We start from the raw sequence: 14,284 nt of genomic DNA, 5'->3' as shown, positions 1-14,284 counted from the left end.
CTCCTCAATTCCGATAGGCCGGGTTCCAGCGCAAGGCCCTGCGCTCGATTGCCCGAGCAACGACGTCGGCAAGCTTGCCGAGGATGGCATAGATGACCAGCGTCAACACCACGACATCCGTCATGCCGAACTCGCGGGCATTGTTGGCCATGTAGCCGATGCCCGATGATGCGGCGATCGATTCAGCGACGATCAACGTCAGCCACATGATGCCGAGGGCAAACCGCAAGCCGACGAGGATGGACGGAAGCGCGCCGGGAAAGATGACTTTCCGGAACAGCGTCCAGCTACTCATCCCATAGACCCGTCCCATCTCGATCAGCCCGCGGTCGACATTGCGCACGCCGTGATAGGTGTTGAGATAGATCGGGAAAAGCACACCGAGCGCCGTCAGGAACAGCTTGGATTCCTCGCCGATCCCGAACCAGAGAATGACAAGCGGCACCATGGCGAGATGCGGAATGGTTCGCAGCATCTGCAGCGTCGTATCGGTCAATTGCTCCGACAGCCGCGACACGCCGTTGGCGATACCGAGCAAGAAGCCGATCGAGCCGCCGACCAGCAGGCCGGCAAAGGCGCGGCCGGCGCTGACGAGGATATTGTTCGGGAGTTGGCCGGAGATCGTGGTCTGCCAGAAGGCGACCACGACGGCCGCCGGCGACGGCATGATACGGGTGGAGATCCATCCAAGCGACGAGCCCAGCTGCCATGCCGCGATGACGACAACGGGCAGCAGGAACGGCAGAAATCTCTGGAACGAGATACCTTGCCGCGCCACCTTGGCCTGGCGCGTACGCCGTTCCGAGGCCACGCGGACGAAGGACGTGTCGAATGCCGACATGGGGATCTCCCTTTGAGCTGGCGTTACGAGCCGGAAACGACCTTCAGATTGCCGCCATGGCTGCCGCCGGCGAAAATCTGCTTGGCGCCGAATTCGTTGCGGAACCCGGCACGCTGCTCGTCGCGCTTCAATCCCAGCTCGGGGAAGAGAAGTTCGGCCACACGATAGGCTTCTTCCAAATGCGGATAACCCGAGCCGATCACGGTTTCGATGCCGAGCTCCTGATATTCCCGCAGCCTCGCGGCAACCGTCTTCGGCGAGCCGACGAGCGCCGTACCCGCACCGGCGCGCACCAGACCGACACCGGCCCAAAGGTTCGGCGACACTTCGAGCTTGTCGCGCCGGCCGCCATGCAGCGCCGCCATGCGCTTCTGCCCGACGGAATCGGACTGGTTGACGAACTGCTCCTGCGCTTCGCGGATCGTCTCGTCGTCAAGCTTGGAAATCAGCTTGTCGGCCGCAGCCCATGCCTCTTCGTCCGTCTCGCGAACGATGAAGTGAAGGCGAATGCCGAAGCTGACCTCGCGCCCACGCTTGGCAGCTGCGGCGCGAACCTTTGCGATTTTCTCTGCCACCAGTGCTGGCGGCTCACCCCAGGTCAGATACTTATCGACGCGACCGACCGAGAACTCGATGCCCGCATCCGAAGATCCACCGAAATAGAGCGGCGGGCGCGGTGCCTGCACTGGCGGCAATCCGAGCCGCGCATTCGTCGCCTTGATATACTTGCCCTCGAAGGTGGACGATCCCGTCTCCAGCAGCTCCTCCCAGACATGGAAGAATTCATCGGCATGAGCGTAGCGTTCGTCATGCTCGAGATGAATGCCGTCACCGGCGAGCTCTGCCGGGCTGCCGCCAACAACGATGTTGAGCAGCACACGACCATTCGAGACGCGATCCAGCGTCGAAGCAAGGCGTGCATAGTAGGCAGGCGAGGCCGTACCCGGGCGGATCGCGACCAGGAACTTCAGCTTCTGCGTATGCGCCGAGAGCGCCGCGGCCGTGACGAAAGACTCTTCGCAGGAAACGCCTGTCGGCAGCAATACACCGGTATAGCCAAGCCTATCGACAGCCTGTGCGATCTGCTGGAGATAGCCGATCTCCGGTCCGCGATTGAGATCGGTCGTACCCAGATAGGTGCCGTCGCCGGAGGTCGGAATGAACCAGAGGAAATCGATGGGTTTTGCGGTCGCGGTCATGAAGCTTTCCTGCTTTCTGGATGCGCGTAGTCGGGAGCCACCTCCCGATGTTCAATCCGGATAATGGCATAGACTATCGATTACATCGACAATATGGATTTTCTAATTGTCGGCGTTTGACGAAATATTTTGCCCATAAAGTCCACGCCCGTAGTGTTACGGGCGCAGACGATATCCGTGGGTCTTGTCAGCCTCAGCTCGCCTTTGGCCGCCAGACGATGTCCGTGATGTTCAGCTTCTTCGGAACGATGCCAAGATTATAGAACTCGTCAGCCAGCCCCTGCTGATAGGTGATCGCCGCATCTGTAATGGTAGAGACGCCGCCAAGATTCGCACCGGGACGCGTCAGCACCACCCGCGTCACCTCGGCCGGCACGCCGGTGATTTCCGACATGGCCTTAACGGTGCCGTCCAAATCCGATTGCGCCGCCGCTCCCACCTTGGCCAATTCGTCGATGACGTCGATAATCACCTGTGGATTATCCTTGGTGAAATCACCGTTGGCCAGGAAATAGCTGAAGGAATCGACGATGCCCCGCGCAGTCGCAAGGATGCGGGTATCCGGATCGGCCTCTGCTATGGCGAGGTAGGGATCCCAGATCGACCAGGCGTCGATCGCGCCGGTCTTGAACGCAGCGGATGCATCCGGCGGTGCGAGATCGAGCGGCTGCACATCGGCGATCGTCAGCCCACCTTTGCGAAGCGCCTTGACGGCGACGTTGTGGGCGCTGGAGCCGCGCTTGAAGGCAACCTTCTTTCCCTTGAGATCGGCAAGCGTCTGGATCGGCGAATCCTTGCGCACGAGAATGGCGGAGCTTTCGGGGCTGCCGGTGTAAATGCCGACATACAGCAGATTGCCATTGGCAGCCTGCGCAAACAGCGGCGGCACGTCGCCCGTGGCACCGAAATCGAGAGCGCCGGCGCCGAGAGCCTCCAGCAGCGGCGGGCCGGATGTGAATTCCGACCATTCGACGGATATGCCGCGATCGGAAAGCCGCTTTTCCAATGCCCCTTGACGCTTTGCCAACGCCAATACGCTGTTCTTCTGCCAGCCGATCCGAAACGTCGTCGCCGCGGCCGCACGTGACTGTCGAACGGAGGGCAAAGCGATAGCCGCCGCCGTCGCACCGAGAAGGCCGAGTGTCTGTCTGCGCGAAATCATCGAAGATCCCTTTTCATGAGGCCTCGGCGCTTCCGCGGCCATCGGCTCGTTGTCGATGGCCTAAGATCGCAAATCCATAGATTATATCGACAAAAGAATTTATGAAGATTCTCGACCATGGCGAAATTCCATTCTAATAGATACAGAAATTGGAAATCAGATTTCAAATCACATGCCACGGTGACAAGTTGCCCAACAAATCGGTCTTTCGTCTCCGAGGCCTTTCGGCTAAGCCTTCGAGACAAATTCAGTCAGGGAGTCATGAAATGGCAAAGGTCTCGTTCATCGGCATGGGCGTCATGGGTTATCCCATGGCCGGGCATTTAAAGGTCAAGGGTGGGCATGACGTTACCGTCTATAACCGCACCGTCGCCAAGGCTGAGGCATGGGCTAAGCAATATGATGGCAAATTTGCCCCTACTCCGGCCGAGGCTGCCGCTGGCGCCGACTTCGTCTTCACCTGCGTCGGCAATGACGACGATCTGCGTTCGGTGTCGACAGGCGAAAACGGCGTCCTTTCAAGCATGAAGGCCGGCTCCATCCTCATCGACAACACCACCGCAAGCGCCGAAGTCGCCCGCGAACTCTACGCAGCCGCCAAGGAAAAAGGTATCGGTTTCATAGACGCCCCGGTTTCCGGTGGACAGGCAGGCGCGGAGAACGGCGTACTGACCGTCATGTGCGGCGGCGATGAAGCGGTGTTCGAAAAGGCCCGCCCCATTATCGACGCCTATGCGCGCATGGTCGGCCTGATGGGGCCTGTCGGCGCGGGACAGCTGACCAAGATGATCAACCAGATCTGCATCGCAGGCATCGTTCAGGGCCTGGCAGAAGGCATCCACTTCGGCAAGCAGGCCGGCCTCGATATCGAAAAGGTCGTTGAGGTCATTTCCAAGGGTGCCGCCGGCTCCTGGCAGATGGAAAACCGCCACAAGACCATGAATGCTGGCAAATATGATTTCGGTTTCGCGGTGGACTGGATGCGCAAGGATCTGGGCATCGTGCTGGAGGAAGCGCGCCGCAATCAGGCCAAGCTGCCGCTCACGGCCCTCGTCGACCAGTTCTACGGCGACGTCCAGGCGATGGGAGGCAATCGCTGGGATACCTCCTCGCTGCTCGCGCGCCTGGACAAGAAGTAAAAGGCTGCCGGGAAATCAACAGCTTCTGCTGAGCGCCTCATGAGAGCGGCGCTCAGTCCATGTCAGTCCTCGTTGGACTTGGCATTTTCCAGCAGCATGTAATCGAGCGGCAGTTCCGTCGAATATTTGATCTGCTCCATCGCGAAAGCCGAAGAGACATCGCGGATTTCGATCTTGGCGATCATGCGCTTGTAGAAAGCGTCGTAAGCGGCGATATCAGGGACGACAACGCGCAGCAGATAGTCGACATCGCCACTCATGCGATAAAATTCGACCACTTCCGGAAAATCGGCGATCACTTCCGAAAAGCGCTTCAGCCATTCGATGGAATGGCTGTTGGTGCGGATGGACACGAAAACCGTGACCTTCGTGTTGACCTTCTCGGGATCGAGCAAAGCCACGCGACGGCGAATGACGCCATCCTCTTCCATCTTCTGGATACGGCGCCAGCAAGGCGTCGTCGAGAGGCCGACCTTCTTGGCAAGATCGGCTACGGCCAGGGTGGAATCCTCCTGCAGCAGGCGCAGGATTTTGCGGTCAAGACGGTCCATTTAAAGCATCCCTTCGAATTATATTCTCTCTATAGCTTATTTTTAGCGAGAGAAAAGAAACTTTTTCTCAAGGGAGCAAGCTTTTCACGCATTGTTGTAACACGGGAAGCAGTTCGGCCTCGAACCAGGGGTTACGTTTCAGCCAGCCGCTGTTGCGCCAACTTGGATGCGGTAATGGCAGGACTGACGGCGACCGGTTGGTTAGAAGATAACGCCGCCACTGCGCGACCGTCTCGGTCATCGAATCCATACGCTCCGCTCCAAGATGCCAAGCCTGCGCATATTGGCCGATCGTCAGGATCAATTCGATCTGCGGCATCGCATCCATCGCCCGTTGCCGCCACAATGGCGCGCATTCCTTGCGTGGCGGCAGATCGCTCCCTGCCTTGTCATAGCCCGGAAAGCAGAAGCCCATGCCCATTATGGCGAAAAGGTCTGGATTGTAGAAACTCTCGCGATCCACCGCGAGCCATTGACGCAAGCGGTCACCGGAGGCATCGTTGAACGGCAGGCCACTCTCATGAACGCGCAATCCCGGCGCCTGCCCTGCGATGAGTATTCGCGCAGTGGACGACAGTGTCGCAACTGGACGCGGCTCATGCGGCAGGCGATCCGTCTCGCCCTTGACCGGCGCATCCCGACAGAGACGGCAAGCTGCAATCGCCGAACGCAGGATCTGCAATTCGCTCTCCTGCTTCATAGAACGCTCCATCCGACCAGCCGGCGCAAATAGTCGAACAATCCGGCAAGCGGATCATTGTCATTGCCATCAGCCATGCGCTCCTCGCGCCGATAGTCACTAGGCTTCTCGAAATCACTGGCCCAAAGCCCGGCTTTCGCCTGCCGTGCGCTCCGCTCCTCGCTGGCATAAGCACCATAGGAAATCGCCATGCCATTGCGCACCATCGCGGCATTGATATCGACATCGCCGGCGACACATGTCACCAACAGGCGACCATAGCGATCCCTTTCCCGCCCCCGGCATTCTGGCGCTCCGGTTTTAATCATTGTGGCAAGCGCCTTGCGTGCTTCTTCGCCACAGGCCCAATCCCCGCCATTGCGTTGGCAGTGCTGCCGATATTCGGGAGCATCGATACCTTTCAGCCTCAAGCGCTCGCCATTGGCGGAAAACGTGTCGCCATCGATGACATAAAAGCTGCCATTTTGAACGATTTCCGGTCGATTGTTCATCTTCAACGCGAATAATGCAAGAATGGCAAGCAGCGCGAAAGTGACCACGCCGTCACGAAACAGGCGGCGCGACCGCATCACGTTGTTGCCTCCTTTAAGAATAAATCCTTGGCGAAGATGGCAAACAAATCATTTCGGCGCAGCATCTTCTTAAGATTTGAAGGCTAGTGTGTAGCCTCAGGCAGGCCAAGTTTCAATGTAACCATGAGCACCGGCGTCAGCACATCGACAGATAAAAACATTGTCGACCGATCGCGCAGTCACCGTAACCGGGCTGTGTCGAAGGCCGTGCGGCAAACGCGCGAGCGCCTGCAGAGCGGCCATAGCCGCAATTTCGACCGCGAACTGATGATGATGCACATCGACACCCTGCGGCAGAGTGCCGCCGTCGTGCCGATCTTCGTCATCGTCGTTGCCGTTCTCGGCGTCTATCTGACGCATGATGCGGGTATTCTCTTCTGGACTATTCCGATCCTGACGGCACATGCCATCAACATGCTGATCGGGCGGCGCGCCAAGAAACAGGAAATGTCAGCCGAAAGCGCCAGAAAGTGGCGACAGCTGCTCTTGCTAGGGCAATTGCTCGTCGGCTTCTGTTGGGCGCTCTTTGCGATGCAAAATTGTGCGGCCTGCGGCGGCGACAGTTTTGCCTTTTACAAGGGCACGACCCTGCTAGCGGCAATCTGCATTACGGCCATGTCCAGCTTCATGCTGCCACGGGCCGTTCCGTTTTCCTTTGCGCCGGCGACGGTCGCACTGGCCGTGGCAGCGATCCTCACGCAAAGGCCTTCCGATATCGCCCTCACCGCAGCTATTTCGGTTGCCGTGATATTCTTCAGCTTCATCACCAACCGCATGTATCAGTCGAACCTGAAGATCCTCTCTTTCCAATCGGAAAAGGACGATCTGATCGCGGAGCTCGAAGTCGCGAAATCAATGTCTGACGAGGCCCGTCGGCGTGCCGAAGAAGCAAACCTCGCCAAATCGCGCTTCCTCGCGTCCATGTCGCACGAACTCAGGACGCCGCTGAATGCGATCCTCGGCTTTTCCGAGGTCATGTCGGCGGAGGTCATGGGGCCGCTTAACAATCCGACCTATCGCGAATACACCAGCGATATTCATCGATCCGGCCAGCACCTGCTCAACCTGATCAACGAAATCCTCGACCTCTCTCGTATCGAAGCTGGCAAATACGAGCTGAACGAGGAAGCGATTTCCCTGCTCGATATCGCCGAGGATTGCATCGGCATGGTGCAGCTGCGCGCCCGCGCCAAAAACATTTCGATCTCATCGCAATTCGAAGCGCAGCTGCCTTCTGTCTGGGCCGATGAGAAATCGATGCGCCAGGTGATCCTCAATCTTCTATCGAACGCGGTCAAATTCACGCCACAGGGCGGCGAGATCAGCGTCAAAGTCGGCTGGACCGCCGGCGGCGGCGAATATGTCGCGATCAAGGACAATGGCCCAGGCATTCCCGAAGAGGAAATCCCAATTGTCCTGTCCGCCTTTGGCCAGGGCTCCATCGCCATCAAGAGCGCCGAACAAGGTACGGGCCTCGGCCTGCCGATCGTACAGGCCATTCTTGCCAAGCATGACGGTCAATTCATGCTGAAATCAAAACTGCGGGAAGGCACGGAAGTCATTGCCATATTGCCGGCAAAGCGCGTCCTTCAAAGCCTGCCGGCGGTCGAAGACGCTCCCCTTGTCGAGCGCCGCAAGAAGAGCTTCGCTTAAACGCAGCTCGGGTGCTGATCGCTAGAGCGCTTCAGCTTTTCACGGAATCTCTGCATCGCGCTATCTCTTTGTTGTCTCGCAATTCTGGACGGAAGACCTCTACGACTTTTCCTGGAATTGCTTTAGCGAAACAGCAGATGGCTGCCGATGACATAAAGAAGGTAGATACCGGAGGCGACCAGCATGCAGAGCACGGCAAACGAGCCGAGATCCTTGGCATGCTTGCCGACATTGGAAATCTCCGGCGAGATCCGGTCGATCACCTCTTCCACCGCCGTATTCATGGCTTCGACCGCGAAGACGGCGAGGAACAACACCATCGCGATGACGATCTCACCCATGCTCGCGCCGACGGCAATCAACAGAATCAGTCCCACCCCGGCAAAAAGAAGCTCCTGTCGAAAGGCCGATTCCTGCAGCAGCCGCTGAAATCCGCCCCAGGAATATCCAGCGGCGGCAAAAAAGTGCCGAATCCCGGTCTCCTTGTTGACCGTTGATTTTGAAAATTCAGCCATTCGCGCTCCGCCCGTGTTGTCTCGGTTGCATCTGGATGCTTTGCGAATACCGCCTCCCCCTGGGCGAAGCAAGGCAACACCTTCCGCCGCCTTCAAAATTCATTGCAGATTTATGACGAAAAACCGATCATCTACAGGAAATTGAGCGGCGAAACGCTTATTTCAACGTCTCACCGCCCCATTTTTTCAGTGCTTGTTCGTAACGCCGGCGCTTTCGAACGTCGCCATGCCCGAATGGCAGGCGGCCGCAGCCTTGACGATGCCGGCCGCCAACGCAGCCCCCGTGCCTTCGCCAAGCCGCATGCCGAGCGCCAGAAGCGGCGTCTTGCCGAGTTTTTCGATCGAACGGAGATGGCCCGACTCGGCCGAGACGTGCCCGATCAGGCAATGGTCGAGCGCAGAGGGATTGGCGGCCTTGAGAATGGAAGCGGCAGCCGTCGCGACATAGCCGTCGATGATAACAGGGATACGCTCCATGCGCGCGGCAAGGATGGCGCCGGCCATGGCGGCGATCTCGCGGCCACCAAGGCGGCGCAGGATTTCCAGCGGATCGTTGAGATGATCGCGATGCAGCGCAACCGCCTTCTCGACGGCAGCGATTTTGCGCTTCAGCATCTCACCTTCCGAGCCGGTGCCTGGGCCAACCCAGTCTTCGGCCTTGCCGCCATAGAGCGCGTAATGAATGGCCGCGGCGATCGTGGTATTGCCGATGCCCATTTCGCCGATGCAGAGCAAATCCGTACCGCCGGCAATCGCCTCCATGCCAAAGGCCATCGTCGCGGCACAGTCGCGCTCGCTCAGCGCCGGCTCCTCGGTGATGTCGCCCGTCGGGAAATCGAGGGCGAGGTCGAAGACCTTGAGGCCGAGATCGTAGGCAACGCAGATCTGGTTGATCGCGGCTCCGCCAGCAGCGAAGTTTTCCACCATCTGCTGGGTCACGGAAGGCGGAAACGGCGTAATTCCCTGCTTGGTGACACCGTGATTTCCAGCAAAGATCGCCACCAGCGGCCGGGTCACGGCCGGCGCACGACCGGTCCAGGCGGCCAGCCAGAAAGCGATTTCCTCCAGTCTTCCAAGCGCACCCGGCGGCTTGGTGAGCTGCGCATCACGTTCGCGCGCGGCCACGAGCGCCCGGGCGTCCGGGCCTGGAAGGTCGCGCAGCAATGCGCGGAAATCGTCGAATGGGAGGCCGCTGACGCTCATGAATGCGTTCCTTGTCTTTTGGTCTCAAATCGGGTTCTTTGCGTGCGACTCTATTAGTCCTGGGAATCGGTGCGAACAACTCCAAAAGCGCCCGATGCTGTCGCGCATATGGCGGGGAGAGGAAGAAATGCGGGAATATATGCGTGACATCGCGCGCGCCGTCGCTTTCTTGAGCCGCGTTCCCGTACCGTCGTCTTTCTTCGAAGGCCATGACGGCAAGCTCTCACGCGTTTCACGCGCTTTTCCCTTTGCTGGCCTGCTGATCGCCCTGCCCTCGGCGCTGACGTTCAGCGTGCTACTCGCCCTCAATGCCGATCCGTTGATGGCCGCATTGCTGGCGCTTGCCGTGCAGACGATCCTGACCGGCGCCCTCCATGAGGACGGGCTCAGCGACACGGCGGACGGATTGGGCGGCGGCAAGAACCGCGAGCGCGCGCTCGAAATCATGAAAGACAGCCGTATCGGCACGTATGGGGCCGCAGCGTTGATACTGTCGTTCGGATTGCGGGCGGCTGCACTCGCCGCCATCGCCCGGCATCTTCCGCCTGAGGACGCTGCTGTCGCAATCCTTGCCGCGGCCATCTTGAGCCGCGGTGCCATGGTCTGGCATTGGTACGCTCTCCCACCGGCAAAGCCGGATGGGACCGCGGCATCGGCAGGCAAGCCGGATGGCGACGCCATGCAGCTGGCGTTGATTGCGACATTGGGCCTCGCGATGCTGCTTGTCGGTCCCGCCATGGGCGTTCCGGCGTTGGTTGGCTGCCTTCTCACCACGAGCATCGCGACATTTCTTGCCACAAGATATGTCCGCCAGAAATTGACCGGCCATACAGGCGATACGATCGGCGCGACCCAGCAGATTTGCGAGATCGCTTCCCTCTGTACCCTTGCCATGTGCATTTGAAGCATCGATATATGATCTCATGCTGACACCTTGCATCCTCGTCTGCTCCATCGACCAGAATACCGGCTATTGCTTCGGCTGCGGCCGCACATCGGCCGAAATCGGCGCGTGGATGAACTATAGCGACGACGAACGCCGTCAGATCATGGAAATGCTTCCAGAGCGGCTGACCAAGGTCGAGCGCAAGCCGCGCCGGGAGACTCGCCGCCAAAGGATGGCACGGGAGCGCAGTGCCGTATGAACCGCCTGAACATCGTTCTCGCCATTCTCGGCATCGGCCTCGCACTGCTCATCTTCAACAACAACACCGGCTCCACCTTCGGCATGCGCAACGACGACTTCGCGCGTGTCGTCTATCTCCTGCCGATCGCTCTGATGATGAGTGCCGCGGTGTGGGCGAGCCGGCATACGGTCAGCCAGTCGATCCGCAATCTGCTGATCTGGTTCGTCATCATCATGGCGCTCGCGACCGCCTATATCTATCGCTACGATGCCGAACAGGTTGGCAACCGCGTCTTCGCCGGCCTTATGCCCGGCCACGCCGTTGTCGTCACGACGAGCGAAGGAGGTCAGGAAGTCATCCTTCACAAACGCTCGAACGGGCATTTCGAAGCACGGGTCATGATCAATGGCCAGCCGATCGACATGCTGATCGACACCGGCGCCAGCACCATCGCCTTATCGCAGGAGGACGCCGAGCGCGTCGGCATCATTCCGGAAAACCTTACCTATTCACAGACGGTGTTAACGGCCAACGGCCGCGCCAGGGCGGCTCCGGTGGAACTTGGCTCTGTGGCAATCGGCCCGATCAAGCGCAGGGATGTCGAGGCGAGCGTGGCCGAAGCGGGCAAGCTCGATCAGAGCCTGCTCGGCATGAGCTTTCTCGAAACCCTAGGGTCGATGCAGATGCAAACCGACGAGCTTAGGCTGCGCGACTGATGAACCGAACGCGATAGTTCGGTTGGGAGCGAAGTATTCGCCAATCTCTTCACTCTATAAGACGACATGTTCAAATCTTATAAGAGTGCCCCTATGACGCCGGCAAGACCTAACCTGACGACCGAACTGCTTCTCCTCCTCGCCCTCGCCACCTGCTGGGGTGCCTCCTACACCTTCATCCGCATCGGCGTAGCAACCATCCCGCCGATCACGCTGATCGCCGCCCGCACCTTGATCGCCGGCCTTGTCCTGCTCGCTATCATCCGCTGGCGCGGGCTGAGCCTGCCGAGAGACGCCGCAACATGGAAGCGCTTCCTCATTCAATGCTGCCTCAACAGCGCCATTCCCTTCACACTGATTGCCTGGGCGGAGGAGACAGTTGATGCCGGTCTGGCGACCATATTGAATTCCACGACGCCGATTTTCGCCTTCCTGATCGCCGCCTTTCTGTTGCGCAGCGAGCCGCTGACGGGACGCAAGCTTTTCGGCGTGATTGCCGGCATGGCGGGCATCTGCCTGATCATTGGTCTCGATGCGCTGCATGGCATGGGCCGCCAACTGCTGCCGCAGCTCGCCGTCGTCGCGGCATCGGTCTGCTATGCCTGTGCCGCCCTGTTCGGCCGCAATTTCAAGGGGCTGGACCCGATGATGCCGGCAGCCGGTTCCCTGCTTTGCGGTGCGGCTCTCCTGATCCCGACGAGCCTGATCGTCGAACATCCCTGGCAGATCGCACCATCGACGGCTTCGATCCTGGCTCTGCTCGGCCTGTCGGTCGTCTCCACCGCGCTTGCCTTCAGCATCTATTTCCGGCTTATCCAGACCCTCGGCTCGGTCGGCACGACGGCACAAGCCTATCTGCGCGTCCCGATCGGCGTCACCATCGGCGTCATCTTCCTTGGCGAACCTCTGTCTCCGACCGCAGCCATAGGTCTTGTCTGTGTCGTAGCAGGCGTCATGGCCATGACCATCGCCCCACGCAAGCGGATCGCAGCCGGATGAAATCGCCGTTCATTGGCCTGCATAGGATAATCAGATCAGAACGGACAAGTCGTCCCATGCAAAAATGAAATTGTCGGAGCGCCAGACCGGACCCGGATCCGTGTACCGACCGATCAATTGCCCTCCGAGTGCACGATAAAAGGCAATCGCCGATTCATTGCCGACGACCACACCAAGCGCCGCACCCGAATAGCCCATGGATAAAAGTTCCCGCGCCAATTCTCGCATCAGACGACGGCCAAGTCCCTGGCGTTTGATGGAAGCATCGATATAGAGCGACTTAATCTCGCCTCGCCCCTCGAATATGGCATCGGACGGCGCGTTGATCGCGCCGATACCGACAAGCAGCCCGCCCTGCTCGGCCAAAAGCACGCGCTGATCCCTACGGGGATTTTCGAGTATATCCGCCCACCGCCGACGGCGGAAATCCTCGTCGAGAGCCTGATAAATTTCAGCAGACACTAGGTCGCGATAGGTGTCGCACCAGATCGCGCGATGAAGCCTCGCCATCTCGGCCACATCGTTGGCAAGAGCAGGCCTGATCGTAATTTCCATCGTCACCCTACACGCCCCTGGACAGTGCCACGCAGAGCGCCGACAAGATAGAACGAGCCCGTCACAAGGATCCAGCCGCCCACCTCCTCAGCTTTCGCGACGGCATGATGAAGCGCTTTCTGCGGATTGGGCTCGGCTTCGCAGGCCATACCCATCGAGATCGCTAATGCCTCCAGCTCCGTCGCCGCATGGGCTCGACCCGATCCGGACGCCTCCGTAAAGACCGTATGCGCCGCATATCGCGAGAGCACGTTCAAGAAGCCGGGTGCATCCTTGTCGGATGCAAGTGCGACGACGGCGATGCAATCGCCGCTGATATTGGACGAGCGTGTGATATCGCGCAGGACAGCCTCGATGTTGAACGGCACATGCGCACCATCCATGATGACGGGCAAACTCTGTCGCCCGCCTCGCAGCGTGGGTGGTGGGGCAAACTCGAAGCGCTCCATCCGCCCCGGCAGCCGCGCCTTGTCGATAACGGCCGGTTCGAGCAGCCATGCGCCAACCGGCTGCCCCTTTTCGCTCGCCGTCTGCATGCTCTCGCCTTGTCGTCCCAGATGATCGAACACAAGTCCGACCAGCGAGATATTCGTCTCCGCAATCGTCGCATCTTCGGGAAGATCGGTTCGCAGGACCGGGCAGCCAAGCTCATCGGCACGCTGCTGCAACACCTTTCCCGCGGCATCGTCAACGGCAAGTGTGGTGGCAAGCATAGCCCCCGGCTTCAATATACCAACCTTCTCCCGCGCGATCGCCTCGCGCGTGCTTCCAAGAATTTCCGTATGCTCAAGGCCGATATTGGTCACGATCGCGACTTCGCCGAAGACCACATTCGTTGAATCCAGTCTGCCGCCCAGCCCGACCTCGACCACGACCCAATCCAAACCGGCATCCCTGAAGGCGACGAAAGCAGCAGCCGTGATCACATCGAACCAGGTAGCATCTTCACCGGCGGTGGCTGCCTGCTTGGCACTCTCGTAGCCATCCAGAACCTGCATGATCGCTGACGCCAGGACATCATCTTCGACTTCCTGGCCAAGAATGCTGACGCGCTCGTTTACCCGGTCGACATGCGGTGATGCGTAGCGACCGACGCGCCAGCCGGCCCGCAGTAATCCCGCTTCGAGGAGCGCCGAGACCGATCCCTTGCCCTTGGTGCCGGCAACGTGGATGGCGCGAAAGCTGCGATGCGGATTGCCCAGGCGCTGCATGAGGTCGAGCATCGGCTCAAGACCGACCCGCATCTCCCCGCGCGGCTTGCGCTCCCAGTTGGTCAGTTGATCGAGCCGGGAAAGTGCCTGGGGCAGCGAAGGATTGAGATGAGCCTGCGACATTGAATGCTTTCCTGGACC

16 protein-coding genes are annotated in these 14,284 nt (G+C 59.5%); 6 read left to right on the top strand and 10 right to left on the bottom strand.

All coding sequences use genetic code 11. The annotated features are described in order from the left end of the window. Window positions 1–4: 4 nt before the first annotated feature. From ssuC to PH558_RS05340, 3 genes are all read right to left on the bottom strand, one after another. Window positions 5–841: an aliphatic sulfonate ABC transporter permease SsuC gene (ssuC, locus tag PH558_RS05350; RefSeq protein ID WP_095435092.1), complete on the bottom strand. Its 837-nt coding sequence runs from the start codon at window positions 839–841 to the stop codon at window positions 5–7. Between the two features lie 23 nt (window positions 842–864). Further along, entirely contained in the window at window positions 865–2,040 is a 1,176-nt protein-coding gene (gene ssuD / locus PH558_RS05345) for an FMNH2-dependent alkanesulfonate monooxygenase (RefSeq protein WP_095435093.1), read from the bottom strand. A 193-nt stretch (window positions 2,041–2,233) separates the two neighbouring features. Beyond that, a complete protein-coding gene (locus PH558_RS05340; RefSeq protein WP_285202543.1) occupies window positions 2,234–3,202 on the bottom strand; it encodes an aliphatic sulfonate ABC transporter substrate-binding protein in 969 nt (322 codons plus the stop codon). A gap of 245 nt (window positions 3,203–3,447) precedes the next feature. Between PH558_RS05340 and PH558_RS05335 the strand changes: the two genes are divergently transcribed. Further along, a complete protein-coding gene (locus tag PH558_RS05335; protein WP_285202741.1) occupies window positions 3,448–4,341 on the top strand; it encodes an NAD(P)-dependent oxidoreductase in 894 nt (297 codons plus the stop codon). Window positions 4,342–4,403: 62 nt separating this feature from the next. Here the strand turns inward: PH558_RS05335 and PH558_RS05330 are convergent, their stop codons facing one another. The 3 genes from PH558_RS05330 to PH558_RS05320 form a co-directional block, all read right to left on the bottom strand. Continuing rightward, window positions 4,404–4,892, bottom strand: a complete 489-nt coding sequence (locus tag PH558_RS05330; protein WP_069613098.1) for an Lrp/AsnC family transcriptional regulator — start codon at window positions 4,890–4,892, stop codon at window positions 4,404–4,406. A 67-nt stretch (window positions 4,893–4,959) separates the two neighbouring features. Continuing rightward, the gene (locus PH558_RS05325; protein WP_285202539.1) at window positions 4,960–5,592 is read right to left on the bottom strand and encodes a uracil-DNA glycosylase family protein; all 633 of its coding nucleotides are present in this window, start codon (window positions 5,590–5,592) and stop codon (window positions 4,960–4,962) included. Then, window positions 5,589–6,164, bottom strand: a complete 576-nt coding sequence (locus PH558_RS05320; RefSeq protein WP_483314121.1) for a thermonuclease family protein — start codon at window positions 6,162–6,164, stop codon at window positions 5,589–5,591. The genes PH558_RS05325 and PH558_RS05320 overlap by 4 nt, the downstream gene beginning before the upstream one ends. A 123-nt stretch (window positions 6,165–6,287) precedes the next feature. Here PH558_RS05320 and PH558_RS05315 point away from each other — a divergent pair, with 123 nt between their 5' ends. After that, window positions 6,288–7,817, top strand: a complete 1,530-nt coding sequence (locus PH558_RS05315; RefSeq protein WP_113408039.1) for a sensor histidine kinase — start codon at window positions 6,288–6,290, stop codon at window positions 7,815–7,817. 122 nt (window positions 7,818–7,939) lie between these two features. Here the strand turns inward: PH558_RS05315 and PH558_RS05310 are convergent, their stop codons facing one another. Both PH558_RS05310 and cobT read right to left on the bottom strand, forming a co-directional pair. Further along, a complete protein-coding gene (locus PH558_RS05310; RefSeq protein WP_285202534.1) occupies window positions 7,940–8,332 on the bottom strand; it encodes a diacylglycerol kinase in 393 nt (130 codons plus the stop codon). Between the two features lie 186 nt (window positions 8,333–8,518). Then, window positions 8,519–9,535: a nicotinate-nucleotide--dimethylbenzimidazole phosphoribosyltransferase gene (gene cobT, locus PH558_RS05305; protein ID WP_285202533.1), complete on the bottom strand. Its 1,017-nt coding sequence runs from the start codon at window positions 9,533–9,535 to the stop codon at window positions 8,519–8,521. 127 nt (window positions 9,536–9,662) lie between these two features. Between cobT and PH558_RS05300 the strand changes: the two genes are divergently transcribed. The 4 genes from PH558_RS05300 to PH558_RS05285 all read left to right on the top strand — a co-directional run bounded on the left by PH558_RS05300 (window position 9,663) and on the right by PH558_RS05285 (window position 12,377). After that, window positions 9,663–10,439: an adenosylcobinamide-GDP ribazoletransferase gene (locus tag PH558_RS05300; RefSeq protein ID WP_285202532.1), complete on the top strand. Its 777-nt coding sequence runs from the start codon at window positions 9,663–9,665 to the stop codon at window positions 10,437–10,439. Between the two features lie 19 nt (window positions 10,440–10,458). Then, the gene (locus tag PH558_RS05295; protein ID WP_112398367.1) at window positions 10,459–10,680 is read left to right on the top strand and encodes a DUF1289 domain-containing protein; all 222 of its coding nucleotides are present in this window, start codon (window positions 10,459–10,461) and stop codon (window positions 10,678–10,680) included. Further along, window positions 10,677–11,378 (top strand): retropepsin-like aspartic protease family protein, encoded by a 702-nt coding sequence (locus PH558_RS05290; RefSeq protein ID WP_113408040.1) that lies wholly within the window; start codon window positions 10,677–10,679, stop codon window positions 11,376–11,378. The genes PH558_RS05295 and PH558_RS05290 overlap by 4 nt, the downstream gene beginning before the upstream one ends. A 93-nt stretch (window positions 11,379–11,471) precedes the next feature. Continuing rightward, on the top strand, window positions 11,472–12,377 hold the full coding sequence (locus tag PH558_RS05285) for a DMT family transporter (protein ID WP_285202531.1): 906 nt from the start codon (window positions 11,472–11,474) through the stop codon (window positions 12,375–12,377). 30 nt (window positions 12,378–12,407) lie between these two features. Here the strand turns inward: PH558_RS05285 and PH558_RS05280 are convergent, their stop codons facing one another. Together PH558_RS05280 and PH558_RS05275 are read right to left on the bottom strand one after the other, a co-directional pair. Next, complete coding sequence (locus tag PH558_RS05280) at window positions 12,408–12,932, bottom strand: GNAT family N-acetyltransferase (RefSeq protein ID WP_095435105.1); 525 nt, start codon at window positions 12,930–12,932, stop codon at window positions 12,408–12,410. A 2-nt stretch (window positions 12,933–12,934) separates the two neighbouring features. Next, complete coding sequence (locus tag PH558_RS05275; protein ID WP_285202530.1) at window positions 12,935–14,266, bottom strand: bifunctional folylpolyglutamate synthase/dihydrofolate synthase; 1,332 nt, start codon at window positions 14,264–14,266, stop codon at window positions 12,935–12,937. Between the last annotated feature and the right edge of the window lie 18 nt (window positions 14,267–14,284).

Source organism: Rhizobium pantanalense (assembly GCF_030182525.1).
GTDB lineage: Bacteria > Pseudomonadota > Alphaproteobacteria > Rhizobiales > Rhizobiaceae > Rhizobium.
The sequence above is the reverse complement of the archived record's forward strand: the minus strand, read 5'-3'. Positions and strand labels throughout refer to the sequence as shown.